The organism is Pollutimonas bauzanensis, from assembly GCF_900129885.1.
GTDB lineage: Bacteria > Pseudomonadota > Gammaproteobacteria > Burkholderiales > Burkholderiaceae_B > Pollutimonas > Pollutimonas bauzanensis.
Genome location: NZ_FQXE01000001.1, coordinates 14838 through 41714 on the forward strand (window position 1 = coordinate 14838; position 26877 = coordinate 41714).

The 26877-nt window shown below is 62.0% G+C and carries 22 protein-coding genes and 1 tRNA gene; 4 read left to right on the forward strand and 19 right to left on the reverse strand.

Annotated features, from left to right (window positions below):
* Positions 1–35 precede the first annotated feature (35 nt).
* Complete coding sequence (locus BUB23_RS00085) at positions 36–635, forward strand: 2-hydroxychromene-2-carboxylate isomerase (RefSeq protein ID WP_073100822.1); 600 nt, start codon at positions 36–38, stop codon at positions 633–635.
* A 33-nt stretch (positions 636–668) separates the two neighbouring features.
* Here BUB23_RS00085 and BUB23_RS00090 read toward each other — a convergent pair whose 3' ends face one another.
* From BUB23_RS00090 to BUB23_RS26540, 5 genes are all read right to left on the reverse strand, one after another.
* Entirely contained in the window at positions 669–3224 is a 2556-nt protein-coding gene (locus BUB23_RS00090) for an EAL domain-containing protein (protein WP_084135594.1), read from the reverse strand.
* Positions 3221–4549, reverse strand: a complete 1329-nt coding sequence (gene nosR / locus BUB23_RS00095; protein WP_218598799.1) for a response regulator c-di-GMP phosphodiesterase, NosR family — start codon at positions 4547–4549, stop codon at positions 3221–3223. The genes BUB23_RS00090 and nosR overlap by 4 nt, the downstream gene beginning before the upstream one ends.
* A gap of 29 nt (positions 4550–4578) precedes the next feature.
* Positions 4579–5739, reverse strand: coding sequence for an ATP-binding protein (locus BUB23_RS00100; protein WP_245801113.1), 1161 nt, complete (start codon positions 5737–5739; stop codon positions 4579–4581).
* 383 nt (positions 5740–6122) lie between these two features.
* Entirely contained in the window at positions 6123–6401 is a 279-nt protein-coding gene (locus tag BUB23_RS00105) for an accessory factor UbiK family protein (protein WP_073100830.1), read from the reverse strand.
* A gap of 123 nt (positions 6402–6524) precedes the next feature.
* Entirely contained in the window at positions 6525–6989 is a 465-nt protein-coding gene (locus tag BUB23_RS26540; protein WP_143160827.1) for a hypothetical protein, read from the reverse strand.
* 509 nt (positions 6990–7498) lie between these two features.
* Between BUB23_RS26540 and BUB23_RS00115 the strand changes: the two genes are divergently transcribed.
* Both BUB23_RS00115 and BUB23_RS00120 read left to right on the forward strand, forming a co-directional pair.
* Entirely contained in the window at positions 7499–7837 is a 339-nt protein-coding gene (locus tag BUB23_RS00115) for a P-II family nitrogen regulator (RefSeq protein ID WP_073100833.1), read from the forward strand.
* 89 nt (positions 7838–7926) lie between these two features.
* On the forward strand, positions 7927–9153 hold the full coding sequence (locus BUB23_RS00120) for an ammonium transporter (protein ID WP_073100835.1): 1227 nt from the start codon (positions 7927–7929) through the stop codon (positions 9151–9153).
* Here the strand turns inward: BUB23_RS00120 and ptsP are convergent.
* From ptsP to thrS, 6 genes are all read right to left on the reverse strand, one after another.
* Entirely contained in the window at positions 9150–10841 is a 1692-nt protein-coding gene (ptsP, locus tag BUB23_RS00125; protein WP_143160854.1) for a phosphoenolpyruvate--protein phosphotransferase, read from the reverse strand. The two genes, BUB23_RS00120 and ptsP, sit on opposite strands and share 4 nt — an antisense overlap.
* A 98-nt stretch (positions 10842–10939) precedes the next feature.
* Entirely contained in the window at positions 10940–11209 is a 270-nt protein-coding gene (locus BUB23_RS00130) for an HPr family phosphocarrier protein (protein WP_073100836.1), read from the reverse strand.
* Positions 11210–11252: 43 nt separating this feature from the next.
* Positions 11253–11654, reverse strand: coding sequence for a PTS sugar transporter subunit IIA (locus BUB23_RS00135; RefSeq protein ID WP_073100838.1), 402 nt, complete (start codon positions 11652–11654; stop codon positions 11253–11255).
* The gene (gshB, locus tag BUB23_RS00140) at positions 11655–12614 is read right to left on the reverse strand and encodes a glutathione synthase (RefSeq protein ID WP_073100840.1); all 960 of its coding nucleotides are present in this window, start codon (positions 12612–12614) and stop codon (positions 11655–11657) included.
* Between the two features lie 63 nt (positions 12615–12677).
* Positions 12678–13328 carry a translation initiation factor IF-3 gene (gene infC, locus BUB23_RS00145; protein WP_143160828.1) on the reverse strand — a complete coding sequence of 217 codons (651 nt, stop codon included), beginning with the start codon at positions 13326–13328 and terminating at the stop codon, positions 12678–12680.
* Entirely contained in the window at positions 13282–15204 is a 1923-nt protein-coding gene (gene thrS / locus BUB23_RS00150) for a threonine--tRNA ligase (RefSeq protein WP_073100841.1), read from the reverse strand. The genes infC and thrS overlap by 47 nt, the downstream gene beginning before the upstream one ends.
* A gap of 365 nt (positions 15205–15569) precedes the next feature.
* Between thrS and BUB23_RS00155 the strand changes: the two genes are divergently transcribed.
* Positions 15570–15646 (forward strand) — tRNA-Val (locus BUB23_RS00155).
* Between the two features lie 194 nt (positions 15647–15840).
* Here the strand turns inward: BUB23_RS00155 and BUB23_RS00160 are convergent.
* The 8 genes from BUB23_RS00160 to BUB23_RS00200 form a co-directional block, all read right to left on the reverse strand.
* Complete coding sequence (locus BUB23_RS00160) at positions 15841–16566, reverse strand: GntR family transcriptional regulator (protein ID WP_178372236.1); 726 nt, start codon at positions 16564–16566, stop codon at positions 15841–15843.
* Between the two features lie 93 nt (positions 16567–16659).
* A complete protein-coding gene (locus BUB23_RS00165) occupies positions 16660–17610 on the reverse strand; it encodes an NAD(P)-dependent oxidoreductase (protein WP_073100845.1) in 951 nt (316 codons plus the stop codon).
* A gap of 56 nt (positions 17611–17666) precedes the next feature.
* Positions 17667–18827, reverse strand: a complete 1161-nt coding sequence (locus tag BUB23_RS00170) for a mandelate racemase/muconate lactonizing enzyme family protein (RefSeq protein ID WP_073100847.1) — start codon at positions 18825–18827, stop codon at positions 17667–17669.
* A 144-nt stretch (positions 18828–18971) separates the two neighbouring features.
* Complete coding sequence (locus tag BUB23_RS00175; protein WP_073100849.1) at positions 18972–19931, reverse strand: Bug family tripartite tricarboxylate transporter substrate binding protein; 960 nt, start codon at positions 19929–19931, stop codon at positions 18972–18974.
* Between the two features lie 479 nt (positions 19932–20410).
* Positions 20411–20722, reverse strand: coding sequence for a DUF2149 domain-containing protein (locus BUB23_RS00185; protein ID WP_218598801.1), 312 nt, complete (start codon positions 20720–20722; stop codon positions 20411–20413).
* 50 nt (positions 20723–20772) lie between these two features.
* Positions 20773–21375 carry a MotA/TolQ/ExbB proton channel family protein gene (locus BUB23_RS00190; RefSeq protein WP_073100853.1) on the reverse strand — a complete coding sequence of 201 codons (603 nt, stop codon included), beginning with the start codon at positions 21373–21375 and terminating at the stop codon, positions 20773–20775.
* Between the two features lies 1 nt (position 21376).
* The gene (locus BUB23_RS00195; RefSeq protein WP_073100855.1) at positions 21377–22045 is read right to left on the reverse strand and encodes a hypothetical protein; all 669 of its coding nucleotides are present in this window, start codon (positions 22043–22045) and stop codon (positions 21377–21379) included.
* The gene (locus tag BUB23_RS00200) at positions 22042–26832 is read right to left on the reverse strand and encodes a cobaltochelatase subunit CobN (protein WP_084135597.1); all 4791 of its coding nucleotides are present in this window, start codon (positions 26830–26832) and stop codon (positions 22042–22044) included. The genes BUB23_RS00195 and BUB23_RS00200 overlap by 4 nt, the downstream gene beginning before the upstream one ends.
* Positions 26833–26877: the final 45 nt, after the last annotated feature.

Below are 26877 nucleotides of genomic sequence, written 5' to 3' on the forward strand. Positions count from 1 at the left end.
CGCCACCACTATGGAAGAACGAGGCCGCGCCACCCATGAAGACCATACATTATTACCTCACGCCCAAATCGCCATGGACTTATCTGGGCCACGAAAGGCTCTTGGCCATAGCCCAGCGGCACGGCGCCACCGTGGAGCCCAGGCCGATGGGCTTGAGCGAAAGCATTTTTCCGGCATCGGGCGGCTTGCCGCTGAATCAGCGTCCCCCGCAACGGCAGGCCTACCGGCTTGTCGAGTTGAAGCGATGGTCGGAGCACCTGGGCCTGCCCCTCAATCTTCATCCGGAATTCTTTCCGGTCGACGACGTGGACGCGGCGAAAATGGTGGCGGCCGCGGTCCAGCTCGAAGGCAACGATGCGGCGCTCAGGCTCGCCGGCGGCCTGCTGCGAGGCGTCTGGGCGCAAGAGCGGGACATTTCCGACCCTCAAACTCTCATCCAGATCGGCAATGAATGCAAACTGGACGGCCAGGCGCTGTATTCCGGGCGCGAGGCTGCCGCGGCGCTATACGAACGCTACACCCGGGAAGCATTGGCCCTGCAGGTATTCGGCGCGCCCTGGTATGAATACGAGGGCGCATCGTTTTGGGGGCAGGACAGGCTGGATTTCCTGGACCGCGCGCTGGCCGAAAAATGATGGGGCCGGGTTTGCCTGGCGTTCGGCGGCGTCTCAGGACAATGCCAGGCCCTTGAAAGCCTGCGCCACTTCCGCACGCAAGTCTTCGTCATCCCACGGCTTGGTCAGGAATTTGTAGATGGAGCCGCGATTGATGGCTTCCGTGACGGATTTCAAATCGGTATAGCCCGACAAAATCAGGCGCACGGTATCGGGATACATTTCCTTGACCCTGCTGAAGAACTCCGTGCCGTTCATATCGGGCATGCGCTGGTCGGACACCACGACATGCACGTTATACCGGGCAAGCAGGGAAAACGCTTCCTGCGGCGTGGTGGCGGTCAGGACGCGATAGCCGTCGCGCCGCAACAGGCGGGTAAGCGCCCGGAGTATGTTCTCTTCGTCGTCCAGCAACAGCAGAGTGCGGTTCGATTCTTTCTCGCGATACGGCTCGGGCAGGACTTCACGGCCTCCGCGCTCGCGCAGCCTTATGGAAAAATCCGCGAAAGGCATGGGGCGGGCGAACAAATAGCCCTGGAACTCGTCACAGAAATTGCGCTTCAGGAACCAGAATTGCGACTCGGTTTCCACCCCTTCGGCGACGACCTTCAGGCTCAAGTGATGTGCCAGGCCGATGATCGCCTTGGTGATCGCGGCATCATGCCTGTCACTGATGACCTCGTTGACAAATGAGCGGTCGATCTTGATTTTGTCTATGGGCAGGTTCTTCAGATAGTTCAGGCTCGAGTAGCCGGTGCCGAAGTCATCGATGGATACCCTCACCCCCAGCTCCTTCAACTCGCCCAGCTTGGCGATGGTATGGGCGGCGTTGTCCAGCAGAACGCCCTCGGTGATTTCGAGTTCGAGGCATTTGGCGGGCAGCGCATAGGCCTGCAGCTTGGCCCGTATGCTGCTGACGAAGTCGCTGCGCTGGAAGTGCAAGGGAGAGATGTTCACCATTACCGGGAAATCCGACAAATTGCCTGTCCGCAGCCGGCCGATGTCGCGGCAGGCGGTCTCCAGCACCCAATCGCTCAAGGGAATGATCTGGCCGGTTTCCTCGGCCAGCGGTATGAAATGCGAGGGAGGAATCTGCCCGCGCACGGGATGGGGCCAGCGCAACAGCGCTTCGGCCCCCACTATGCGCCCGGTATGCCCGTCGACCAGGGGCTGATAATGCAGATCGAAGCCGCCATCATCCAGGGCGGTCTGCAGGTCGTTGCGCAAGGCCAGGCGTTCGGCGACCGATGCGCTCAGGTCGGCGGTATAGGCGTGCCAGGTGCTGCGCCCTTCGCGTTTGGCGCGCGCCATTGCCAGGTCGGCTTCGCGCACGACTTCCATGGGGCGGTCCACATGGCCATTGCTGACGGTGATGCCGGCGCTGGCCGTCAAGCGCAGCTCCATGTTCTCGACGCAATACGGCTTGGCCAGCGCGGCGATGATGCGGTTGGTGGTCTCGAGCATTGCGTCGTTATCGGCGTTGGTGAACAGCACGACGAATTCGGCGCCTTCCATGCGGGCGACGAACTGCTTGCCTTCTACGCCCTGGACGATGCGCACGGCAACCTTCTTGAGGACTTCGTCCCCGACATCGCGGCCCATGGAGTCGTTGATCAGCTTCATTCCGTCCAGATCGAACACGACGACCCAAAGCTTGCCGCCGCAATGCCTGGTCAGCCGGCAAGCCTCTTTCAGCTTGGCTTCGAGGTATTTCCTGTTGGGAAGTTCGGTCAGATAATCATGCAGCGAACCATAATGCAACTGTATGGAGCGGTAATGCAGTATGGTCGCGAGCTTTTGCGACCGCGTCAGGAAGAATGTGAAGGTCAGACAGACCAGCAAGACCAGGTCGGGCAAAAACTTGGCCAGCGGCTCCAGCCATGAGCGGTCCTGCTCGGTCATGGCGTACCAGGCCAAAACCGAAACCAGGGCGCCCATAATGCCCATTGCCGCGATGGTCCGGTCGGCGAAAGCGCTCTCGGCCTTCCACCTGCGGGACAAGGCCACGACCGCATATCCGGCCATGATTCCAAGCAGCGCAGCCAGATTGGCCATGTCCGGCGTGCTGTAGGCGCTCAAGGCGAGCCGCCCCGGCGCCAGGCGCAACGATACCGCGCCCACAATGACAATGAAGCCCAGACAACGCGCCAGGCGCCGGCTGGCCGCGCCGCGCCGGCTGCAAATAATCGCTATCGACAGAATGCCGGACAGGACGGCCCATGGCCCGTCAATCTCGAGGTGCAGGCCGAAAGGGCCTGCCCTGTCGGGTCCCAGCGCCAACGCCTGCGCCAGGTTATGAACGAGACTGTAGGCAATCAGGGCGAGCGCGGCGGTCGCCAGTGCGCTCGAAACCCCCGGCCTGCTCTGCGCCGTGAGCAGCGCAGCGCCGCACAGGAAGAATACGGCCGCGCAGCCCAGCGACAGCAGTGAGGGGATGCGCGTCAGGAAATAGTCCGCATACGTCAGCGCCCCGACCCACATGAGGGTGATGGCGATCAGGAAAATAGGGAATTGCTTGAAATGGCTTTTGGTATTGATCTGCGCAATATCGTTGGGCGGCAGCGTTTCCATGGGAGCGCCGCCCGTCCCGCCTATCCTCGACGGCCTCATTCCTGACTCGCTTCGGGCTGCGCGCAGCGGACATAAAATGTGTACTTCGTGCCTTCGTTTTCTTCGAACGCCCTGAGCTTCTCGATGAAGCGTTCCGTGAGTATCGTATTTTCCTTGAGCAGCAACATGCCGCTGGCGGCATGCAGGTCCCGGGCGATGATCATGCCCGGCTCCAAAGACAGTATATTGAGCTCCAGGACGGCATGATCCCCCGCCGCCGCCGCTTCCTCGTTTTCTATCCTGGCGGCCACCCCTATGAATTCCTGGCACAGCAAGGGGTCGTACAGGCGGGCCGAATATTTCGGCATATTGCCCAGCACGTCGTCGCACGACAGCCTGCGCGCAAGCACCATGCCTTTTTGCATCTCGACGAAGTCCACCGCCATTTTCAGCACCCTGGCGCCCAGGGGGATGGCGTGCCCAGCCAGCCCGTCAGGAAAGCCGCCGCCGTCCCAGCGCTCCTGGTGATGGCGGATGAAGAGCGCCACGTCCTGCGCGGGCTCCAGCGCCATCAGCAGGCTTTCGCCGGCGCCGGGATAATCGCGGTAGCGCTCACGCTGGTCTTTTTCCATTTTTTCCACCGGCAGCGCGATAAGGGCATCATCCCAGGTGAGCTTGCCAATGTTGTACAAGGCCGCCGCCATGGACAGGTCGTCGGCCAGTTTCTGGGGAAATTCGCGGGCCTTGCAAAACGCCCGGACCACCGCGCCGACCTCCTTGTTCGTCTGCCTGTTCTGCGGCAGGCGCTGGCCGATCAAAGAAGAAAACACTTGCGTCGCCGTCAGATAGCTGCGCTGCTGGTTGGCGTGAGCCACGGCCAGGAGATCCGCGGTGGCCTCCAATTCCGCCGTGCGCTCCCGGACCCGCGCCTGCAGCGCGGCATTGGCGTCCTGCAGCGCCGAATTCTGTTCATGCGCCAGCCTATGCCGGCGCGCCAGCTCGCGCTCCTGTTGCTGGCGCTGAAGCATTTGCTCTATCACCACGCAAAGTTCGTCATCGTCCCAAGGCTTGCTGATATAGCGATGGATTTTCCCATCGTTGATGGCTTTGATGGTGCTGTCGATATCGGAATAGCCAGTCAGCATGATGCGCAGGCGCTCGGGCCAGCGATGCTGCACCTGCGCCAATAGCGTCGCGCCATCCATGCCCGGCATACGGCCGTCCGATATGACGAGATCCACGTCCTGGCCTTCGAGAATTTCAAGCGCGGCCTCGCCGCTTTCCGCCGTCAGAATGCGATAAGGCTGTCTGCGCAACACACGTTGCAGGCTGCTGGTGATGTTTTTTTCGTCGTCCACCAATAGCAGGGTTGTGGAAGCTTCCATCGCTTGCGACTCGACCATTTTCTTTTTCCCTAAAGATCCGTCAATTCAGTGTGAATCACGGGCAGCCAGACCCTGAATCGCGCGCCTTCGCCAGGCTGGCTCACGACTTCGATGTGCCCCTGGTGCTTCTGAACTATGCTGTAAGACAGCGACAGGCCAAGCCCGGTACCCTGGCCCAGCGGCTTGGTCGTAAAGAAAGGGTCGAAAATTTTCTTTACCGTGCTGGCATCCATGCCCCGGCCGGTATCTTCCACTTCCAGCCATACCCACAGATCCTCGTGGCCGGTACGGATAGTGATGGTGCCGAAGCCCGAAATGGATTGCGCCGCGTTGACCAGCAAATTCATGACGACCTGGTTGATTTGCGAGGCATTGCACTCGACCTCCGGCAGCACGCCGTATTCCTTGACGACCTTGGCCTTGTACTTGATCTCGTTGTTCGCGACATTCAATGTGGTTTCGATTCCGCGGTGCAAATCCACCCGGCGGAAGGTCTCTTCGTCTATATGGGAAAAATCCTTCAGCGCCGTGATGATTTTCTTTACGCGTCCTATGCCTTCTTCCGATTCGTCTATCAGCGCCTCGACATCGCGGCGGATATAGCTGTATTCGAGGGTCTGTTTCAACTGGCGCAACTCCTCCAGGCTATTGGCGGTATCGACCGCGTCGGTAATCTTGAGCAGATCCTGCATATAGCCCGCCAGGGTCCTGAGGTTCGAGAATACATAGCCTATCGGATTATTGATTTCGTGCGCGACGCCGGCCGCAAGCTGCCCTATTCCCGCCAGTTTCTCGGATTGTAAAAGATGATTGCTGGTGCGTTCGAATTTTTTCTGCAGGCGATGCTTTTCGAGCTGGACGGCCTGCAGGCGGCGTATGGTCAGGGCGAAACCCCGGTGAAACCCATCGATCTCGTCCGGATCGTAAAACAATAAGGCATGGCACAGGCCCCAATCGCCTCCCGAAAACGAGAAGCACAGCAGGCTGAGCAGCCGCGCGGTCTGTCCGCAGCCCCTGCCCAGCCTGATCTCGACCTCGGCGAGCCCTTCTTCCGGCGCGCGCGGCGCCGCGGCCCGGGTTTCGTCGCGCGCCAGCATGCTGGCGAACGCCGCGCCGTCGACATTGGGGAACACCGCAAGAAAATGCCTGCCGATCGCTTGCCCGGCCACCCCCGTGGTCCACCGAGCCATACAGCGGTTCAGGTGTTTGATCGCACTATTCTGATCCAGGACCACAAGCCCTATGGGAGAGTTGTCGTCCAATGCATTCAGGAAATTTTGCATAGGGGAACGTTATTTCGCCGTCTTTTTCTTCGAATCTTATGCCATAGGGGTGGCTCTGGACGGCAGGGAAGCCCGTCCGCGCAGGAAGCAGTGTAATACACCGCGATTTGATCGGCTACAATTAAATACAAATACGGCCTGGCATTGCCCGCCAAACCAATGCGTATTGGCTCCCCCGACGCGCCCGCTGCAGAAAAAACGCCCCTTGCGGGGCGCCGCAAACCAACGGTTTCACGCTGGCGACGGCATATCGGGGGGAGATGGCCGGCGCCTGGGCGCCCGCCCCCGTCCTAGACGGGGGCGCCGGGCGCGGCACCCTGCTGCAGCGGGGTATCGGGGCGCCCTTCGAGCGCCTGGACTTTGGATTCAAGCGCGGCGATGCGCGCCATGGAGCGCTCCAGCAACTGCGCCTGGATATCGAATTCCTCCCGGGTGACCAAGTCCAGCCGGGCGAAGGTCTGCGCCATCATGGCCTTGACATTGCGCTCGATATCGGCGGCCGGGCTTTTGGCGATCAGCTCGGACATATTCCTTTGAAAGTCTTCAATCCAGTCGGTTCGGTTGATCATGGCAGTCTCCATAAGGGCCAGCACCTAGTGTAATAAAAAAAACGGGCATCGTCGGCCCGTTTTTTATCGGTGGCGCGCTGGCGGCGGCGAAACACCGCCACAAGCGATCGCCCGCGGTCTCGGTTATTGGGAGTTGTTGGCCGGAGGAGTGACATTAGTCTGGCCATTATCCACCTTGTTCTGGATGGCCCTGTCCGCCTTGGCAGCCCCTTCCTTGATGGAATCGCCCATTTCTCCGGCCTTCCTGGCGGTGGCGTCCTTGAGGTCGCCGGCCTTTTCGGAAATGGTGTCGGCCGCCTGTTTGGCGGATTCCTTGACGGACTCGCCCGTGCCGCTGGACGACTGGGTGGCGGCCGGCGTGTCTGTCGAAGAAGAAGGCGACGGCGCGGGAGCTGGCGAAGGTTCGGCTTCCGGGGCTGGCGCAGGCGCTGGAGCGGGTTCCGGCACCGGAGCTGGCGCAGGAGCGGGAGTTTCGGTGCCAGCGCTGCCATTGGCAGGCGCAGTGTCCTCGCCTTTCGAGCATGCGGCAAGCAGACTCATTGAAGCGACCATTGCAATGACGGCAAGATGTGTACGAGTCTTTTCCATAATATTCCTCACTAATCCTAAGTCGCGATACTGTCTATCTGATCCGCTGCGACTAACGGTTCAGCAGCGAGCTTGTTACAACTGGCCTAGTAACGATTCTAGCCAGAGAAAGGCCCTCACCCCGGAACCTAGTGTAAATACTGATTTCAATAATATTTTTTATTGAGTTCATTTTTGGATGAAAGGCCTTTAGGCATCACGAGTTGGACTCATATTCCGGCCGGATTGCATTCACACATAGTGATACAAATGCCCAGCCAGCCCCAAGCTCTTGTTACAGTTTTGTGCGGCTACAACGTAGATACCGCCACGCTTTGGTGCGCCGAGCTTGCACTGCTGCACCAATATGGAGCTTGATGCCGCCCGTCCGCCGCGCCCAAGCACCCAAAGCGAAGGCTTATCGCCGCCATAGCGGGCCGGATTGCGGCGCGCGCGCCGAAATGCCAGCCGTGGTGGAATTGGCATGGCTTTTGCGTATGCCTGGTGGTCAACCTCACGAGGAAACTGCAATGAAGCTCATTACCGCCATTATCAAACCCTTCAAGCTGGATGAAGTCCGGGAGGCTCTTTCCGAGATCGGCATACAAGGGATGACCGTCACCGAGGTCAAAGGCTTCGGCCGGCAGAAGGGCCACACCGAACTCTACCGCGGCGCCGAATACACCGTCGACTTTCTGCCCAAGCTGCGCCTGGAAATGGCCGTCTCCGACCACATGGTGGAACAAGCCATCGAGAACCTCTGCACGGCGGCCCATACCGGCAAGATCGGCGACGGCAAGATATTCGTCACGCCCATCGAGCAAGCCATACGCATCCGTACCGGCGAGTATGGCGAGAGCGCGCTATAAGCCTTCGCCCGAATTCTTCACACAACCATCATCCAGCGCCAAGTCCTGCCATTGCCATAAGGCCGGCGCTTGATACTCAGGAGTAAAAAATGGATAAAGCCGATGTAGCATGGGTGAGCGTCTCAACCCTGCTGGTATTACTAATGGTTGTACCGGGGCTCGCGCTCTTTTATGGCGGCCTGGTGCGCGCCAAGAACGTATTGTCGATACTGATACAGGTGCTCTCGACTTTCGCCCTGGCCCTTGTCATCTGGTTCGTTTACGGCTATTCGCTGGCGTTCACGCAAGGCAGCGCCGTGGTGGGCGGATTCTCGCGCGTCCTGTTCGGCGGGATGTTCAACCTGGCCAGCAATACCTTCGAGCTGTCGGGCACCATTCCGGAACTGACCTTCGCCGCATTCCAGGCCACCTTCGCCGGCATCACATGCGCGCTGATTGTGGGCGGGTTTGCCGAGCGCGCCAAGTACTCGGCCGTGATGTTGTTCACCGCAATCTGGCTGACCTTCGCCTATGTTCCCATCGCACACATGGTATGGGCCCCGGGCGGCTGGCTGTTCGAACGCGGCGCGCTGGATTTCGCCGGCGGCACGGTGGTGCACATCAATGCCGGCATCGCCGGCCTGGTGGGCGCCTACTTCATCGGCAAACGCGTGGGCTACGGCAAGGAATCGATGCAGCCCCACAACCTGCCCATGGCCATGATAGGGGCGGCCCTGCTGTGGGTCGGCTGGTTCGGTTTCAATGCCGGCTCGGCGCTAAGCGCCAATGAAACGGCGGCCCTGGCGTTCTTCAACACCATGGTGGCGACGGCGGGCGCGATTCTCGCATGGTTGCTGATCGAATGGAAATACAAGGGCAAGCCTTCGCTGCTGGGCGCTATTTCGGGCGCTGTCGCCGGCCTGGTGGGGATCACTCCCGCAGCGGGGCTGGTGGGTCCCGCAGGCGCGCTGTTCATCGGCGTGGTAACCGGCGCGATCTGCGTATGGGGCGTCAATGGCTTGAAGCGCATGTTGCGCGCCGATGACAGCCTGGATGTATTCGGCATCCATGGCGTGGGCGGGATAGTCGGGGCCCTGCTGACCGGGGTATTCAATGCCCAGGCGCTGGGCGGGCCGGGCCTGGAAACCGCCGCCGCCATTCCCCATCAGGTCTGGATACAGTTCGAAGGCGTGGTCATCACCCTGGTATGGTCGGGAGTGGTCGCCTGGATTGCCTACTTTATAGCCGACAAGGTATGCGGCCTGCGCGTCAGCCCCGAAGTCGAACGCGAAGGGCTGGACATCAACTCCCACGGCGAAACCGCCTATCACTACTAATTGGACAAGGCCGCTAAATCGATGCGCTCCGCTCGGTTTAGCGCCGACGCCACCTTGACCCTCAAGGCATTGGAATGGGCCTGCCGGACTTCTTTCTTGACATCGAGCAATTGCTGCGGATGCATGGAGAATTCGGTCAGGCCCAGACCCAAAAGCATGCGCGTCACGCGCGAATCCCCCGCAATTTCACCGCAAACGGCCACTGGCTTGCCGGCGCGTTCGCCGGCGTTGATGGTATGGGCGATCAAGCGCAAGACGGCCGGATGCATGGGATCATACAAGTCCGCCACCTCGCTGTCGCCGCGGTCTATGGCCAGGGTGTATTGGATAAGATCGTTGGTCCCGATGGACAGGAAATCCAGCGTCTCGACAAAAGGTTCGATGGCAATGGCCATGGCCGGGATCTCGACCATGGCGCCCAGGGAAATGTCGCGCGCGTAAGGCATGCCGCTGGCGTCCAGTTCCCGGCAGGCGGAATCTATGGCCTGCCGCGTGGCGTGAACCTCGTGCATATGCGAGATCATGGGTATCAGGATACGAATGTGTCCATGCAAAGAAGCGCGCAGCAATGCCCGCAACTGGGTCGCGAAAATTTCCGGATTGGCCAGGCAATAGCGTATCGCCCGCAGGCCCAGCGCCGGATTGGTGGCCACCGTTATGTCGCCGTCCAGCGTCTTGTCGGCGCCCAGATCCAGGGTGCGTATGGTGACTGGCCGTCCGGCCATGGTCTTTACCACCGATGCATAAGCCTCGTACTGCTCGTCTTCGGTGGGCAAATCGCGGCGGCCCATGAACAGGAATTCGCTGCGAAACAGGCCTATGCCGTCGGCCCCGGCCTGCAGGGCGGCGACCGCCTCTTCGGGAAGTTCGATATTGGCTTCCAGCCTGATCTGTATACCGTCCAGAGTGACCGCCGGCGCATCGCGCAGCAAGGCCAGTTCGGCGCGCTCGTCGGCATAGGCGGCCTGGCGCTGCCGGTATTCCCGCAGCACCTTGGGCGACGGATTGACCAGCACGGCGCCGGTGAAACCATCCGCGACCAGCATGTCGCCATCGCGAACCAGCATCCGGATATGGCCCAGGCCGACCACCGCGGGCACATTCATGCTGCGCGCGACGATGGCCGTATGCGAAGTGGGGCCGCCCAGGTCGGTCAGGAAGGCGGCGAAGCGGGCGCCGCGCAAGCGCAGCATATCGGCCGGGGAAATATCGCGGGCGACGACGATCAGCGGATCGTTGGAATCGCCCGCATCGAGACTGGGCAGCAAGGCGGTCGAGCCCGACAGCACGCGCAGCACTTTTTCAATGACCTGGCGGATATCCGCGCCGCGTTCGCGCAAATACTCGTCCTCCATGACGGAAAACTGCTCGGCCAATATTTGCCCCTGCGTCGTCAGCGCCCATTCGGCGTTGTAATGGCGCTCGATGATGAGGTCGCAGGTTTGCTGCAGAAGCATGGGATCGTCCAGCAGCAGGCTGTGCACCGTGAGCAGCGGACCGAGTTCGCGCGGCGCATCGTCAGGCAGCGCGCCGACCATGACCTGCAGCTCGTCGCTCGCCGTGGCCAAAGCTTTTTTCAAGCGCCCGCATTCGGCCTCCACATCTTCGGGAGCGATGCGATAATGCACGACTTCCAGGGCAGCGGCGCTCATGATGGCGGCTCTGCCTATGGCATAGCCCTTGACCACTCCCTGGCCCTGCATGCACAGCATGGGACCAAGCCCGCTTCTATCGGAGATGGGATGCGTAGTCATTGAGCGCCTGGATTCCAGCTGCGGCGGCGGGGCTATTCCTGCTCGCCGAATTTATTATTGAACAGCGATTGAATATCAAGCAGCGCCTGCTCGGCGTCACTGCCGGAGGCATCGACCTTGACCGTGACGCCCATGCCCGCGGCCAGCATCATGACACCCATTATGCTTTTCGCATTGACCCGCTGCGCGCCGCGGGCAATGAAAATCTCGCTGCTGAACTTGCCCGCCAGCTGTGTAAGCTTGGCCGCCGCGCGGGCATGTAGACCTAATTTATTGCTGATGACGATGTCGATGGATGGCATAAGGCTCTTGTTTATTTGACAGGCAAAAACTCCAGGACACCGGTCAGGTCGCCTGGTCGGCATTGACGATACCCCTCAGGGCGCCAAGGCGCACGCTCTCGCTCAGTTTATCCGGATTTTCCTGCTGATCGGTCAGCGCCTTCAACACCATGCACAGATTCGTGCCGGTAATCAAATGCGCGGTCAGACCTTGTTCGTTCGCCAGCTTGAGCGCCTGCTTGGCGATATTGAACGGCGTAGCGCCAAATATATCGCAAAGCACCAGTGTCGCCTCGTCGGCATTTTGCAGAAGCCGCCGCGACAGCTCGGCTATGAGCGGCGCCGGTTCGGCGTCGGGCGCGACATCGAAGACGGTCAGGTCAGCCTTCTGGCCCAGGATATGTTCGGCGCATGCAGCGAAGGCCGACCCCAGCGGCTTGTGCATGACCAATACGATACGGGCCATTCAAATACCCGCCGCCTGCTCAAGCGCCGCCGCAAAACAGTCGGCGACATCGAAATTGGTTTGCTCGGTGATTTCCACAAAGCAAGTCGGACTGGTGACGTTGATTTCGGTGACGTAGTCGCCGATCACGTCCAGCCCCACCAGCAGCAAGCCGCGGTCGACCAGCTTGGGGCCTATGGCATGGGCGATTTCAAGATCGCGTGTGGACAAGGTTTGCGCCACGCCGCGGCCGCCCACCGCCAGATTGCCGCGGGTCTCGCCGGCCAGCGGGATGCGCGCCAAGGCATAAGGCACCGGCTTTCCGGCGATCAGCAGGATACGCTTGTCGCCCATGAGGATTTCGGGAATATAGCGCTGCGCCATGATGGAGCGCGTGCCGTTGTCCGTCAGGGTTTCAAGTATGGCGCCCAGATTGTGCTCGGCCTCGCGCAAGCGGAAAATCCCCGTCCCGCCCATGCCGTCCAGCGGCTTGACGATCACGTCCTCGTACCTGGCATGGAACGCGCGCAGGCGCGCCATGTCGCGCGTGACCAGCGTAGGCGAGGTGAACGAAGCGAATTCGGTAATGGCGAGCTTTTCGGGATGGTTGCGTATCGCCGCGCCGGAATTGAACACGCGCGCGCCTTGGGCCTGGGCGTACTCGAGCAGATGCGTCGAGTACACATATTCCATGTCGAACGGCGGGTCCTTGCGCATCAGCACGGCGTCGAATTCCGCCAAAGCGTAATCGCCGGCCGGCGTGCGTTCGCGCCACCAGGCATGGCCGCGCAGGTCCGCGCCCTCGACCAGGGCTATGCCGGTGGTCCAGCCCTTGACCGTGCCTTCATCGATATACAGGTCGCCCTGGTGGGCCACGCTCAAGGTGTGGCCCCGGGCAGCCAAAGCACGCATCATCGCTACTGAAGAGTCTTTGTAAGCCCTTAGAGACTGCAAGGGATCAATAACAAATAAAACGTGCATAAAATACCTGCATGCACCCGTGCGCCGTAAACCGCCGGCGCGCGGGAATGAAAGAGTTCAGGTTCAGGAGGTCGCGTCGCCAGGTTTGCCGGGAGTCACTTTCTTGCGTGGCGCCAATACCATCACCATCTGGCGGCCTTCCAGCTTGGGCATGGCTTCGACCAGGCACAACTCGGTGAGATCGTCGCGCACGCGCTCGAGAACGCGCATGCCAAGTTCCTGGTGGGCCATTTCGCGGCCGCGGAAACGCAAAGTCACCTTGGCCTTGTCGCCCTCTTCGATAAAGCGGCGCAGATTGCGCAGCTTGACCTGGTAATCGCCTTCATCGGTTCCGGGACGGAATTTGACTTCCTTTACCTGGATAATCTTTTGCTTGGATCGTGCTTCTTGCTGGCGCTTTTGTTCTTGATATTTGAACTTGCCGTAGTCCATCAGCCGGCAGACCGGCGGCTCCGCATTAGGTGCAATCTCGACCAGGTCTACGTCGTGCTGTTCCGACAGAAGGAGAGCATCGGCGGTTTTGACAACCCCCAGCTGTTCGCCTTCTACTCCAATAAGACGCACCTCGGGGACGCGGATTTCACCATTGATGCGATGTGGTTTTTCGGTTGCGATGTCTAAAACTCCTAGAATTAATAAAAAATCAGGCCTGTGCGGGCTTGCCCGGTCATACCCGGGCGTTGATTTCGTTTTGCAGGCGGGCCGAGAAATCATCCAGGGGCATTACCCCGAGATCGATTCCGCCCCTGCCTCGTACCGCCACTTTACCGGTTTCGCGTTCTTTTTCGCCCACCACTAGAATGTACGGTATTTTTTGCATGCTGTGTTCACGGATTTTACGGGTGATTTTTTCAGCACGCAAATCGGAACTGGCCCTAAACCCTTGTTTTTTCAAGCTTAGAACAATTTCGGCGGCATATTCGGCCGATGGCTCGGAAATGCAGCAAACCACGATGTGTTCAGGCGAGAGCCATGCCGGCATAGCGCCCGCGTGATTCTCGATCAGCATGCCTATGAATCGCTCGAACGACCCCAGTATGGCACGATGCAGCATGACAGGCGTTTTGCGCTGGTCCGCGGCATCGACATACTCGGCCCCCAGGCGCTGCGGCATGGAAAAGTCCACCTGGATCGTGCCGCATTGCCAGTGGCGTCCGATCGCATCCTTGAGCGTATATTCGATTTTCGGGCCGTAGAAAGCGCCCTCGCCCGGCGACACTTCGTACTCGCATTGCGCAAGGTCCAGGCTGTCCATGAGCGCCTTTTCCGCCTTGTCCCAGACCTCGTCGGAGCCAATGCGCTTGTCGGGCCGGGTCGCCACTTTATACAGAATCTCGGTAAAGCCGAAATCCGCATAAACCTTCTGCAGCAGCGCGGTAAACGCCACGCATTCCTCCTGCAACTGGTCCTCGGTACAGAAAATGTGGCCGTCGTCTTGGGTAAAACCGCGCACGCGCATCATGCCATGCAGCGAACCCGACGGCTCGTTGCGATGGCACTGGCCGAATTCCCCGTAGCGTATGGGCAGCTCGCGGTAGGAATGCAGGCCGGCGTTGAAAATCTGCACGTGGCCCGGGCAATTCATGGGCTTGAGGCCATAGACGCGATTTTCCGACTCCGTCGTGAACATGTTCTCGGCGTAGTTGTCCCAGTGGCCGGTTTTCTTCCATAGCGACAGGTCCAGCAACTGGGGAGCCTTGACTTCCTGGTAGCCATTATCGCGGTACACGCCGCGCATGTATTGCTCCACCTGCTGCCACAAGGTCCAGCCCTTGGGGTGCCAGAAAATCAGCCCCGGCGCCTCGTCCTGGAAATGGAAGAAATCCAGTTCGCGTCCCAGCTTGCGATGGTCGCGCCGTTCCGCTTCTTCCAGCATCGTCAGGTAGCTGGCCTGCTCTTCCTTGGAGGCCCAGGCCGTGCCGTAGATGCGCTGCAGCATCTCGTTCTTGCTGTCGCCGCGCCAATAGGCCCCGGCCACTTTCATCAGCTTGAAGACTTTCAGGCGGCCGGTGGAAGGCACGTGCGGGCCGCGGCACAAATCGATGAAATCGCCCTCGCGGTACAGGCTGATGGGTTCGTTGGACGGGATGGACGCGATGATCTCGGCCTTGTAATGCTCGCCTATTCCCTTGAAATAGGCCACGGCATCGTCGCGCAGCCATTCCTCGCGCGTGACGACCTCGTCCTTCCTGACGAGTTCGGCCATTTTCTTCTCGATCGCCTCGAGATCCTCAGGCGTAAACGGGCGCTTGTACGAAAAATCGTAATAAAAGCCGTTTTCGATGACCGGGCCTATCGTGACCTGGGCTTCGGGAAAAAGCGACTTGACGGCGTAGGCCAGCAGGTGGGCCGTTGAATGGCGGATCAAATCCAGGCCGTCGGCATCCTTGGCGGTAACGATGGCCAGGCGCGCATCCTGTTCAATAACGAAACTGGTATCGACCAGCCGCGGCTCGGCACCGCCCACCGCGACCCGCCCGGCCAGCGCGGCGCGCCCCAGCCCGGTCCCTATCGAATGGGCAACGTCGCTGACCGACACGGGACCCGGAAACTCGCGCTGCGAGCCGTCAGGCAAGGTAATTTGAACCATAAGATGTCCTGAAAATGCAAAAACGCGGCACTAGCCGCGTTCTGGGTTTTTTGATCTGCCAATCAGACGGAACGATACGCGGCGACAATTAAGCACAACAAGTCGTAGTTCGCGTAGTGGTCCGGTTCATATGATCAAAAATAAGTAATATAATCGTTGCATTAGTGTAACACCTTGCGGCAAGAAAGCCTCCAATCCGCCGCAAAAACCGGCTTCAGGCCGCCATTGCAAGGCAGTATGTTGCGAAAAAGCTAAAATACTTCATTCGCCCTTCCCTGGATGGCGGGCTTGCGAGGCAAAAAAAACGCTGGCCGGAAAGCGCTTTGACAAGCACCAAATAATTGCGTTAGAATCTCTTTCTTCCTAGGCGGTTAGCTCAGTTGGTTAGAGCGCTACGTTGACATCGTAGAGGTCGCTGGTTCGAACCCAGTACTGCCTACCAGACACTTGCCTTTGGTGATGTTCGATAAGTCATCACAAGGCAGCAAAACCCGCAAGCTTAAACGCTTTGCGGGTTTTTTCATGGCCCTGTTACGGCGCACTGCACTGCCAGCGTGGCGAGGCCGAAAATCGCAAGCATTCTTATTGCTTCGGGCAGCGAGCCGAGGCCATCAAGCGAGACCTCACCGCCGGGGTTCAGTTCGGGCGCAACTCACCGCGCATGAGGTTGAGCAGGTCGAACTTGGCGCCTTGGCAGTGCCGCTCGGCGAGGCTGCTGAGCCGGCCCTCGTCTTGCGAACGGAGCAGTCCCAGGATCTCCTCGTGCTCGGCGAGCATGTCCCTGATTCGCAGGACGCCAAAACCGTATCTCTCGCGCAGCGAGCATAGGAGGCTGGCATAACGGTTGTACATGGCGTAGGCCTCGGGGTTGTCGGCGTGGCGGTAGATCAAGTCATGAAACTGATGATTGAGTGCGAACAGCCGGGCGGGGTCGTCCTTTTTAGCCTCTTCCTTCATGTGCTCATGCGCGGCGGCGAGCTGCGCCATCGCGCGATTGCTCAAGTTCGGCACAGCAAGCCGGATGAGGAGCGCTTCCAGGGCGCCGCGAAGATCGTAGATATTGCGCACCCGGGCTTCGTCCAGAGGAAGCACCGCCGCGCCCTTGTGCGGCGCAATCTCCAGGAGCCCTTCGCCCTCGAGCGCCTGCAGCGCTTCGCGCACCGGCATCTGGCTGACCCCGAACCGCTGGACCAGCGAGGCCGTCGTCAGCCGTGAACCGGCGGCAAGCCGGCCGGACAGAATCTCGGCCCGCAAGCGATCACGCAGTGCCGCATAGGTCGGAACGCCCGGCGGAATTTCCAGATTGGGCGTGATGACAGCTCTTGCGCCAAACTGGTCATTCTCAGGAAATTCACCCGACATGAGATTCGATTCCGATAGCACGCGCCACAAGTTGCTCGTCAAACGTAAAAGCCATGCGGGCCACAGCATGGTCCCTGCCATGAGGCAGCGAACTCAGTTAACCACATTCGCCAATGGCTGTCCATTTCCCAAGCGGTCGAGATTGGCCCGCATCTGCGCCCAGATGCGATCCCGGGATTCGCGGGTCGCGCCGCCAGCATGCGGGGTCAGCACCACGCCGGGCAGTCCGCGCAGCGGCGACTCCATCGGCAGCGGTTCGCGCGTGAAGGCGTCGAGGGCCGCGCCCGCCAACCGGCCCGCCTTGAGAGCGTCGGCGAGCGCGGCCTCGTCGACGATTGCGCCGCGGGCGATATTCACCAGAACGGCCGACGTCTTCATCAGAGCCAGCTTCTGACGGTCGATCACGCCCCGCGTTTCGGGCGTCAGCGCCGCCGCAATCACCAGAATATCGCTTTGCGCGAGCAGTTGCGGCAGTCCCACGATCATGACCCCCGCTGGCACGTCGGCCGGCGGCGCGGATGCCCTGCCGCATGCGAGCACGCGCGCCTCGAAGGCGAGCGCCCGCGTGGCCACGCCCCGGCCAATCGATCCCAGGCCAAAGATGCCTATGGTCCGGCCCGCGATCTCGCCGTTATTCCAGTCACCTGCGTCAGACCATCGCCCCGCATGCAAGGTCTGGAACTGACCCGCGATGTCGCGCAGTTGGGCCAGAATCAGCAAGAAGGTCTGCTCGATGACGGCGGTCGTCGGGGCGCCGGGCGTATTGGCGACGGCGATGCCCCGCGCGCGCGCGGCCGCCAGATCGATCCGGTCGACGCCAACGCCGACCTGCTGGATCAGCCGCAGCCGCGATACGGGCGCGCTGGCCAGGAACGCCTGGCTGACGTTTACACGCCGGCTCACCAAAGCATCCGAATCCGCGAGCGCGGTGGCAAGCGCCGCCGGATCGGAATGGGGAACGAAAATCAACTCGTGCGCCATCGGCGGCATGGTATCCGGCTCCAGAAAGCCGTCGGTTGCTATGGTGACGCGAAGGGCCATCATCTTCTCTCAATAAGTTGGAAAACGGGCCGGCGCGGTCGCAGCCGGCCTCGTCGGAGTCAGAACCAGCGGCAGGAATCCGGCGGGCGGATGTCCGTCAGCTTGCCGGTGTAGTGGCGCAGGTCGTGCACCTTGTAGGGGTGCTTGGCGAAAGCCTCCTTGCGCAGCTCGACGCCCAGCCCCGGCGTCTCCGGCACCACAAAGCAGCCGTCCTCGAAACGCCAGCCCTCGGTCGAGATATCGCGCCGCCATGGCACGTCGATCACGAAGGTTTCGAGGACAAGGAAATTATTGCATGAGGCGGCGAAATGGAGTCCCGCCGCGTGGCAGATCGGCCCGTTGGCGTTGTGGGGGGCGATGGGGATGAGAGCCGCGTCGGCCAGCGCCGCGATGCGCTTCATCTCGAGCAGGCCCGAAACATGGCAGATGTCCGGCTGCAGCACATCGACCGCCCCGCAATCCAGCAGATCGGCGCAGTCGAACCGCGAATAGCTGCGTTCGCCGGCTGCGACCGGCACCGGTATGGACTTGCGCACATCGGCCAGGACACTGGACCGCAATGGCACGGTCGGCTCTTCGAACCAGCGGATGTTGAAATCCGCCAGCGCCCGGCCGACCTGAATCGCCGTCATGGCATTGAACCGTCCGTGCCCCTCGACCATCAGATCGATGTCCGGGCCGACCGCAACGCGCACCGCCGCCACATTGGCGATCGACGCATTCAGCTCGGCGGTGGACAGGGTCAGATAGGCCTGGCCGAAGGGATCCCATTTCAGGCCCTTGAAGCCCTGCGCCACGGTCGCGACCGCCTTCTCGGCGAATTCTTCCTTGGTGCGCGCGCCGAAGAACCAGCTGTTGGCATAGACATTGATGCGATCGCGCACCTTGCCGCCCAGAAGCTGGTAGACCGGAACCCCGAGCGCCTTGCCCTTGATATCCCACAAGGCGAGATCGATCGCGCTGATCGCGGTGCTCAGGATCGGCCCCGACCACCAGTAGCTGTCGCGCTGCATGAGCCGGTGCAGACCTTCGATGGCGAAGGGGTCAGCGCCGACCAGGATGCGCGACAGCTCGTTTATCGCCTGGCAGACGGTCGGCTCGCGGTATTCGATGCTGCCCTCCCCGACACCGACGATGCCTTCGTCGGTGTGGACTTCGACGAAAACCCAGTTGGTTCGGTAGCAGTCGACGATAAAGGTTTCAATATGCGTTATTTTCAAGTTCAGGCCCCGGTTGAAATGCGGTCGTCCGATCGCCGATGCGTGCGCGACGGCGGCGGCGTTCCGCCATGCAGGATCAGCGCGCCGTCGCCGCGGATCCAGGATTGGGTCGACATGGATAGCTTCTCCGAGTTCGACGCAGTCTTACTTGCCTAGGCCCAGTTCTTTGACCAGGCCTTGAATCATTGCGGAGTTTTTATCGACACGCGCCTGGAGATCGTCGCCGGCGAGAAACACCCGCTCGACACGCCGGTCCTCAAATGCTTTGCGCACCACATCGTCTTCGAAGCCCTTCTGCAAGATCCGCGCCAGCGTGGCGACGACCTCGTCCGGCGTACCGGCGGGGACCCACCACATATGGCTGAGTTCGGAGACGACGTCGTAGCCGAGCTCGATCGCGGTCGGCACATCCGGCAGCGACGCGATGCGCTTGGAGCCCAGGACGGCCAGGATGCGCAGGTCGCCGGTTTCGATGTAGCCGGCGACGTCGGAGGGAGGAGAAAATATGACGTCGATGTGTCCGCCCAGCAGGGCTGACAGCGCGTCCGCATTGCCGCGGTACGGCACCGGCTGGAATTCCACCGAGTCCGCGCGCCCGACGAGGATCGAGGTCAGGTGATTGAGCCCGCCGATATTGACGCCGGCGTTGACGCCCTTGCTGCGCGCCGCCTTATAAAGATCGGCGAGTGTGCGATACGGCGAGGAAGCCTGGACGGTGACGGTATAGACGTCCAGTCCGGTCATCGCCACGGGCCTGAGCGAATCCAGCCCCATACTGAATATGCCCTGGGCGGACGAGGTAAACAGTCCCTCGTGATTCATCAGCAGCGTATAGCCGTCGGCGGGAGAGGTGGCGACTTTGCGACTGCCCAGCGACGTGCCGGCGCCGGCCATGTTCACGACCACCATAGGATGAGGCAAATCTTTCTGGGTGGCCCGCTGCAGCAGCCGGACCACGGTATCCGACGGCCCGCCCGCCGGCATGGGTACGACCACCTGGATGGCCTGGCGTGGAAAATCCTGGGCGGCCGCCGGCAGCGTGGCGGCCACGAAGGCCCATCCGCCCGCCGCGGCCGCGATGATCAGCCTGGAAAAAAACGCCATGACATTGTCTCCTCGTTTTGATCCTCTATTTGAGGATTTGATCTAATTTATTGAAATTGTATACTATCTCACTGATTTAGCGCCCGTCAAGCAATAAATCAGGATGCCCGCGCCTGGCCCGCTCGCCGGCCCGGGTCGCCACGCCGGTGGCCATGCCTGCTGCACGGACGCCCGCGCAAGGGGCGCTTTCGCGCTTGTAGCGCGGGCAGCCACCCCACGGGCAAGGTCAGCCCTTTTGCTGTCGAGCGATGCGAGGCGATTGGCTACGATGTCTCGCGCCTGCGCAGCAAAACAAGGGCGAGCCCTATTTCACACTGTCGCAGGTAGCGCTCAATGCCGCGATCATGGTCGTGGCCGTTCGCGCCGCTGGTATGAAGCGAAGGCAAACTAAGGACACGCCATATCGGCCACTACATGTCCCAATCGAGATACGCTGCCTATCGCCGCCCGACAGGCGCGGAGTTACCCACTGTCCAACCCTATTGTGCCGCAGGGGACCCGGGGCTGTCCGGCACGTAGATAATTTCGCCGCTTTGAAGCCGATAGGCCGTGCCTACACGCTGCCCCTGGCGGCTGCCGGCCTTGGCGTCCCCTGCAACATACCGGCTGACTTTCCCGCCTTCACGCGTGATGATCTCCATATCGGATTTGCCCGGGTTCTTGACCATCGTGAAGTCCTTGGAGGTCAATAGATCGGCCATCTTCAGGTTCGAGACGAGCGCGATCATGAGCGCGAGCGCAAAGACCAGCGCAACATCGAACAGATTGATCAGAAAGCCCAGCGGATCCATATCGTCGCCATTCCCTCCCAGACTGGCCCGAAGCACAGAACGGCGCCGGCTCATGGTTTTTCTCGCAGCTTGCTGCTCAGGAATTCCAGCAGCGATAGATCATCGAGTGCCCAGCGGCTCGCGCTCTGGTGCAGCAGGAATCCCATCGCGCCGATCACCAGGCCCACGACGGTGGTGGCAAAAGCGACCTCCATCTTGCGCGCCAGCAGGCTGATGTCGCCCGAAGCCAAGCCAACCAGCGCCGGGCCCAGCGGGATCAGGGTTCCCATCAAACCAAGCAAAGGCCCAATGCGGGTCATAGTGCGGTACAAGCCCAATTGCCGATCCGTGTCCAGCTCGAACGCGGTGATGACACGCTCGTGCCAGGCGGCGTCGGTGGGAGCCTGCTGCAGGGCCGCCGCCGCAAGCTGCAACGGCTGAGCTTGGCGCCGCCCACCGCCCAGCGCCGCAACCAGCGTGCCGATGCTGGCCTCGGGCAGGTGGCCGTCATTGTCCGCGCCGATGCGGCGGCGCCAGCGCTGCCGATCCGACCAGAGGCCATAAAACCCGCCCAAGGCCAGCAGACCGCGCGCGAGCAGGTAGAGAATGGCGACCACGACCGGCACTTGCAGGGCGGCGGCGATCCAGGAAAGGGTCTGTATCAACTGTTCCAATTTATCGATTCCAAGTAGAGCGGCGCTGCCAAAGCCAGCCGAGCGCCATTAATCCAAATACCACGGCGGCTACAACGCCCAGCCGCCCCCACATGGCCGGCGCGGGGTCCGCAGGCATGCCTTGCGCAGGCCTTGCCAACCAGAGGCCAGCTCCCGCCTGCGCCACGTGCAGCACAATGCGCAGGCCGGAGCGCATGAGCTGGTCCGGCAATAGCCAACGCAGAAAAAGGACGCAGACCGCGAACAACGCCCCGAACGTGGTGGCGCATACCCACGACACAAGACCGTAGTCCATGCCATCGACCGTCAACATGGCCGCCACCTGTCCGAAGAAAAGCGCAAGCAGCATGGATGGCGGAGGAAACCCGCCCACGATGCGCCATAACAGGCCAGTTCCACCTTGCGCGGCCATCACCGCGTGGCTGCCAAAAAGCAGCGCCTCGAGCAGCAGCAGCGCCGACAGGTCCAGCCGTCTTTGAGGGTCGGATAGCCAGCGGCTGACTTCGGCCAGGCTCGTGCGGCTTGCCGCCTCGCCGGTCAATAGCACGCCGCCCGCGATGGCCAGGGCCAACGCCAGCAAGGCCAGCGGCCGCAACTGCGCCATCTGCGTTGCCGCCAGCACAAGGCTAACGGTCGCAAGGATGAGCATGGGAATGTGGACCAGGCTCACGACCCGCTCCCCGGATTCGCGTGGCGCCGGCGCATCCAGACGATGGCCGTCGCGAGCGCCAGCAAAAGCCCAAGCACGGCGCTGACCGGCACGGCCAGCCTGCGCCATGCGGGCTGGGGCGCCGCGGTGTCTGTTTTTGCGGCCGAAACCGGCTTTTCACCCGCCTTGTCAACGGCCCGCGACGGCTCGGCGGCATCGCCCTCTTTTCGCAATACCACGCCAGCATCGGTATCGATCAAGCCTCCCTCGTTAGACTCTTGGAGCGCATCCTCGTAGGGCCTGCGCTGTAAGGGGTCCAACTGTTGCGCGATAAAGCCGCGCAACGCCCGGTTGTCATTGACGAATTCGGTGCCGCTCGCGCCAAAGCGCCCGACCAGATCAGCGTGCAGGCGCGCAACCGTGCGCAACGCTTGCGCATCAGGCTGCCAGTATCCCTTGCGCGCCGTCTCCAGCATTACCGCGGTCATCTCCTGCAGGGCAAAGGGATTGGCCTTCTCGAAAAAACCCCGCAGTCCCAGGTTCTGCGCATCCTCGACATAGGTCTGGTACAGCGCGTCCCACAGCGCGGGCGGGATGACCGACGGCTTCATCACATTCCAGCCATACACGTTGCGGAAGGTCTCGGCAAATGTCTCGGCCGAGGATGCCCCGCCCTGGGCCATCGCCTCGATGTAGGCCGGATTGAGCAGGGTCGAGCGCGCCTCGATGGCGATCGCCGCGCCGGCCTCGCGCATAACGGGATGCGAGGGATTGCGCAAATCGCTGAAGTACGCCGCCGGTTCTTTGCCGGTGACCTGGCGCACCGCCAGGTTCAGCCCGCCCATGAACTCGTAGACATGATCCAGCGAGATCGGGCCCCAGGTATTGGATTGCAGAGGCTGCACCACCATCTCGGTGCCGGCCAGCGCCGCCTCGAAGACACCGGGCTGAAAGGCCGCCCACAGGTCGCCCTCTCCGAACGCCGCTCCCATGTTGTTCAGATAGGTGCGCGCCACCTCGGACTCGTCCTGCCAGCGGTCTCCCGCCTCGACCATGCCCATGATGCCCGTGCCGTAGTTGCCGTTGACTCCGCCGAACACCCGGACCGCGGCATAGCGCCGGGCGTCGGCCGGCGACAGGCCCTGGTCTTTGAGCTGGCGCTCCACCGCCAGAACGCCTCGCGCCACGGCGTTGTCCTGACCGCGCGCGCTGGCGGCCAGCGCCACCGCCTGGTTGATCAGATACAAGCGGGACGCCGCCAGATCGCGCAACTGGCCCGAGGTCTGCACAACCACGTCGATGCGCGGACGCCCGAGCTCGTCGCCGGGAATCAGCCGCAGCCCCCCGATACGGCCAAACGGATCGCGCACCGGCTCTACCCCCAGGAGGTAGAGAACCTGTGCCAGCGCCACCCCTTCACTCTGGATGAAATCGCCGGCCCATAGCGTGAACGCCACTTTCCTGGGCCAGGCGCCGCCGTGTGCCGCCCGGTGCTCAGCAAGCAACTGATCGGCCAGGCGCACGCCGACCCGCCACGCCTGCTCCGAAGGCGTTTTCTCGGCGTCGATGGAAAACAGATTGCGGCCCGTGGGCAGCGCGGCTGGGTTGACGATCGGGTCGCCGCCCGACGATGGCCGGGTGAACCCGCCGGCCAGGGCATTATCCAAGGCGGCAAGTTCTCGCCCGGGACTCTCTGCGAGCATTTTCTGGTAGGTGGGGATCGCCGCGAGCCGATCGCGCAAAGTCAGCACCGCTTGCGCAAACTCGCGCTCCTGATCCTCGCGCTGGGTCAACTCCCGTTCCAGCTCGCGCTGCATCCTCGCCAGTCCAGGCTGCGCGGCCCCGAGGCGGGTTTGCAGGTCGTCAGGCAGCGCCGGCGCTTCGCGCCAGTAACGGATTGCCGCCAACGTGGTTTGAAGCTGCACGGCAGGCATCGTACCCACTTGTTGGCCCGAGGCCTGCTCGCTCATGCGCTCAAGCGCAGGCAGTTCGGCGCGCGCGCGCTCGGCCAAGGCCTGGCGCGCCTGCTCGGCCTGTTCCCGCGCGCGCGCCAGCACGCCAGGATCGTCCAGCCAGGCTAGCACCTTGGCGCGGACCCGGTCGTCGCGCATGGCGAGCAGCAGCGCGCGCACGTCGCGATCGGCCGCAATGTCGAGCCCCTGGGCCATCGCGGGGATGGCACGGGCCACGCTTCGGGCTTTCTCCAGCGCCTGCGGGTCGAGCGTGCGCAGGGCTTGCTTGAATTTCTGGTCCGATCGCAAGGCCGCGAGGAACGCACGCTTGGCCGGATCTGACACGGAGCGGACAAGGTGTTGCCGCAGGCCGCCATCGTCGGGCGCAGCAGCACCCGCCAGGCTTGGACTGGGCTCGGATGAGAGCGAGGCGCCCAAGGCCATGAAGCCCTTGACCAGCTCATCGTCGCTGGGCTTTTGTTGCGCGCGCTCCCAGGCTTGGGCGCGCTGCAGTTCCGAAGGGCTGACAATACTTGCCAGCACCTGGGCGCTTGCCTCAGGGCCCGCCGCGCTGACAGCAGCGATCAATGTGTCGGCCTGACCCCGATAATGCTTGGCCAGCCATTGGGCGCTATCGAGCTGTGCGCGCTGCGCCTTGCCGCGCGCCACATCCAGTTCGGCCAGCGCCTGGATCAGGGCATCCAGCCCCATCAACCGCGCCGAGCCGCGCTGGTCCTGCGCGGAATACGCAGTACCAAGGGTATATAAACCTGCCGTGATCTTGGCGCTCTCCACGGTTTCAAGATGGTCGGCCAGCGTATGCAACTGGTCTGCGCTCCAGGCGGTATCAGCCGGCAAGCGCAGATCCTCGTTCAGTTTAAGGGCCACGGCCTCGCGCTGCACATCCTTGGCGTACTCGGCCTTCAATGCGGCACTCTCGGCGCTGTCCCAGGCCTGCAGGCGGTCGGCCAGTTGCTTGGCGCCCGCCTGCGCACCGCCCTCGCGAAACGGGGGCGTCAGGTGCGACACGATGGTCGCGTAGCTGCGGCGCTTGGCAATCATAGCCTCGCCCACATTGCCCATGGTGTACAGATACGTGTGCGGCGTTTCCCCGATCAGCGCATCGGACCAGTCGCGATCGGACAAGCCCACTTGTTTCCAGGGGGTGAACTCCAGGCTGCCATGGGTGCCAAAGTGCATGATGGCATCGGCCTGGAACACATTGCGCGTCCAGAGGTAGGAGGCGACATAGGGCCAGGGCGGCGCCAGATTCGTGCCGTGGACCAGCTTGAACGTATCGTCCCCGATACCGGGCAAAGGTTGCGGCAAAAGCACGACATTGCCCAGCGGAACGCGTGCCACGGCGACCTTGTCATCCAGGCGCAGATAACTGCCCGGCGCCGGCCCGAACTGCTGGGCGACCTGGTCGCACAAGGACTGCGCGAGGCTCGTGCCGCACCACTCCCCAAGCTGGTCGGCGGACACCAAGGCCGGCTGCGCCTCGCGCGCAAAGGCCGCGAAATCGCCCTTGGCATAGGGGCCGATATTCGGTCCGCGCTGTTGAATCAGCTTTGCGAACCCCTCGACCGTATCGGGCAGCCCTTGGACACGATAACCCTGCGCTTTCAAATGCGTCAGCAGCGCATAGAGGGATGGCACGACCTCCAGATCGCCCGCCGTCAGCGCGCTCTGGCCCGGGCCCTTGTAGTAATAAATGGCGAGTTTCTTGTCGGCATTGGCCAGGTCCTTGAGAGCTACCGTGCGCTGCACGAGGCTGGCAAAGCGCGCCAGGCGATCGGGCAAGGCGCGGAACACCTTCAAGCCGTTCGCGTCACGCGCCTGCGCCGCAATCACCATGGGGGCGATCGCCCCGTCCAGTTCGGGCAGCGTCACCGACATGGTCAACAGCCCCCCGTCATAGCTGCGCTGGTCGCGCAGCCATTCGCTCTCTTCGTCGAAAATCGTCAACGGTGCGAAAAGCGGGATATTGCGCTTGGCGAGCCAGGCCTGGGCCTCGTCGGCCTGCCCAAGGGTCAAGCGGCCATGCGGCATGTACACGACCGCCGCCGGATCCACCTGCTGCAGTAGAGCCAGGCGCTTGCCCACTGCCGAGATCGGCACCACGTCAAAGCCTTTGGCTTCAAACGCACGGATCACCGCATCGACGTGCTCGCGGTTGGCATTAAAGGGGCCGGGCACACTGGTCAAGAGCGCCAGGCGCGGCCGGCCCGCGCGCCAACCGGGCTGCTGGCGGTGCCATGCCTGAAAAGCCGGAAAGTCGGTAAACACCGCAAGCTCTTCCAGACCGAAAAACACGTCCTTGGGCATTTTCTGAGGTGGCTGCACGTCGGCGGAAAATAGGCGCTTGCCATCGAACACGCGGCGCGCGTAGTTCAGCAATTGCGCATAGTTTCGCCGTCCCCCATTGCGCAGGTAGCCCGAGACCGCGTCCAGGTCCGCGCCCTTGAGGCTGGTCACATCATGGCGAGGGTCGGTTGCGCCATCCACATAGACAGGCGTGCCGCTGAGCGGCGCTGCACGCAAGCGTTCGAGCTGAGCGTCATCGAGCTTGAGTCCGCGGCCAAAGACCAGCGCCAGGTCATAGCCCTGGATGCCATCCAGCTGGTCGGTCGTTAATGGATCGACGCGGATCAGCGCATTCGGACGCGCCTGAACAATCCGCGCGGCCTGAAAGTCCGGATAGTTGACCAGCGCTACGCGGGTCGGCGCGAGCCAATAATGCCAGGCTGCCCCCAGCAGACCCAGCAGCAGCGCCGCCGCCAACCCCCACCCGATCGCACGGCGCGAGCGCCTCCGCCCCGCTCTGTATCGCTCCAACCATGTTACGCGAATCATCAATGCGCTTCCGTTTATGTAAATGCAATGTTATAACATAGCATT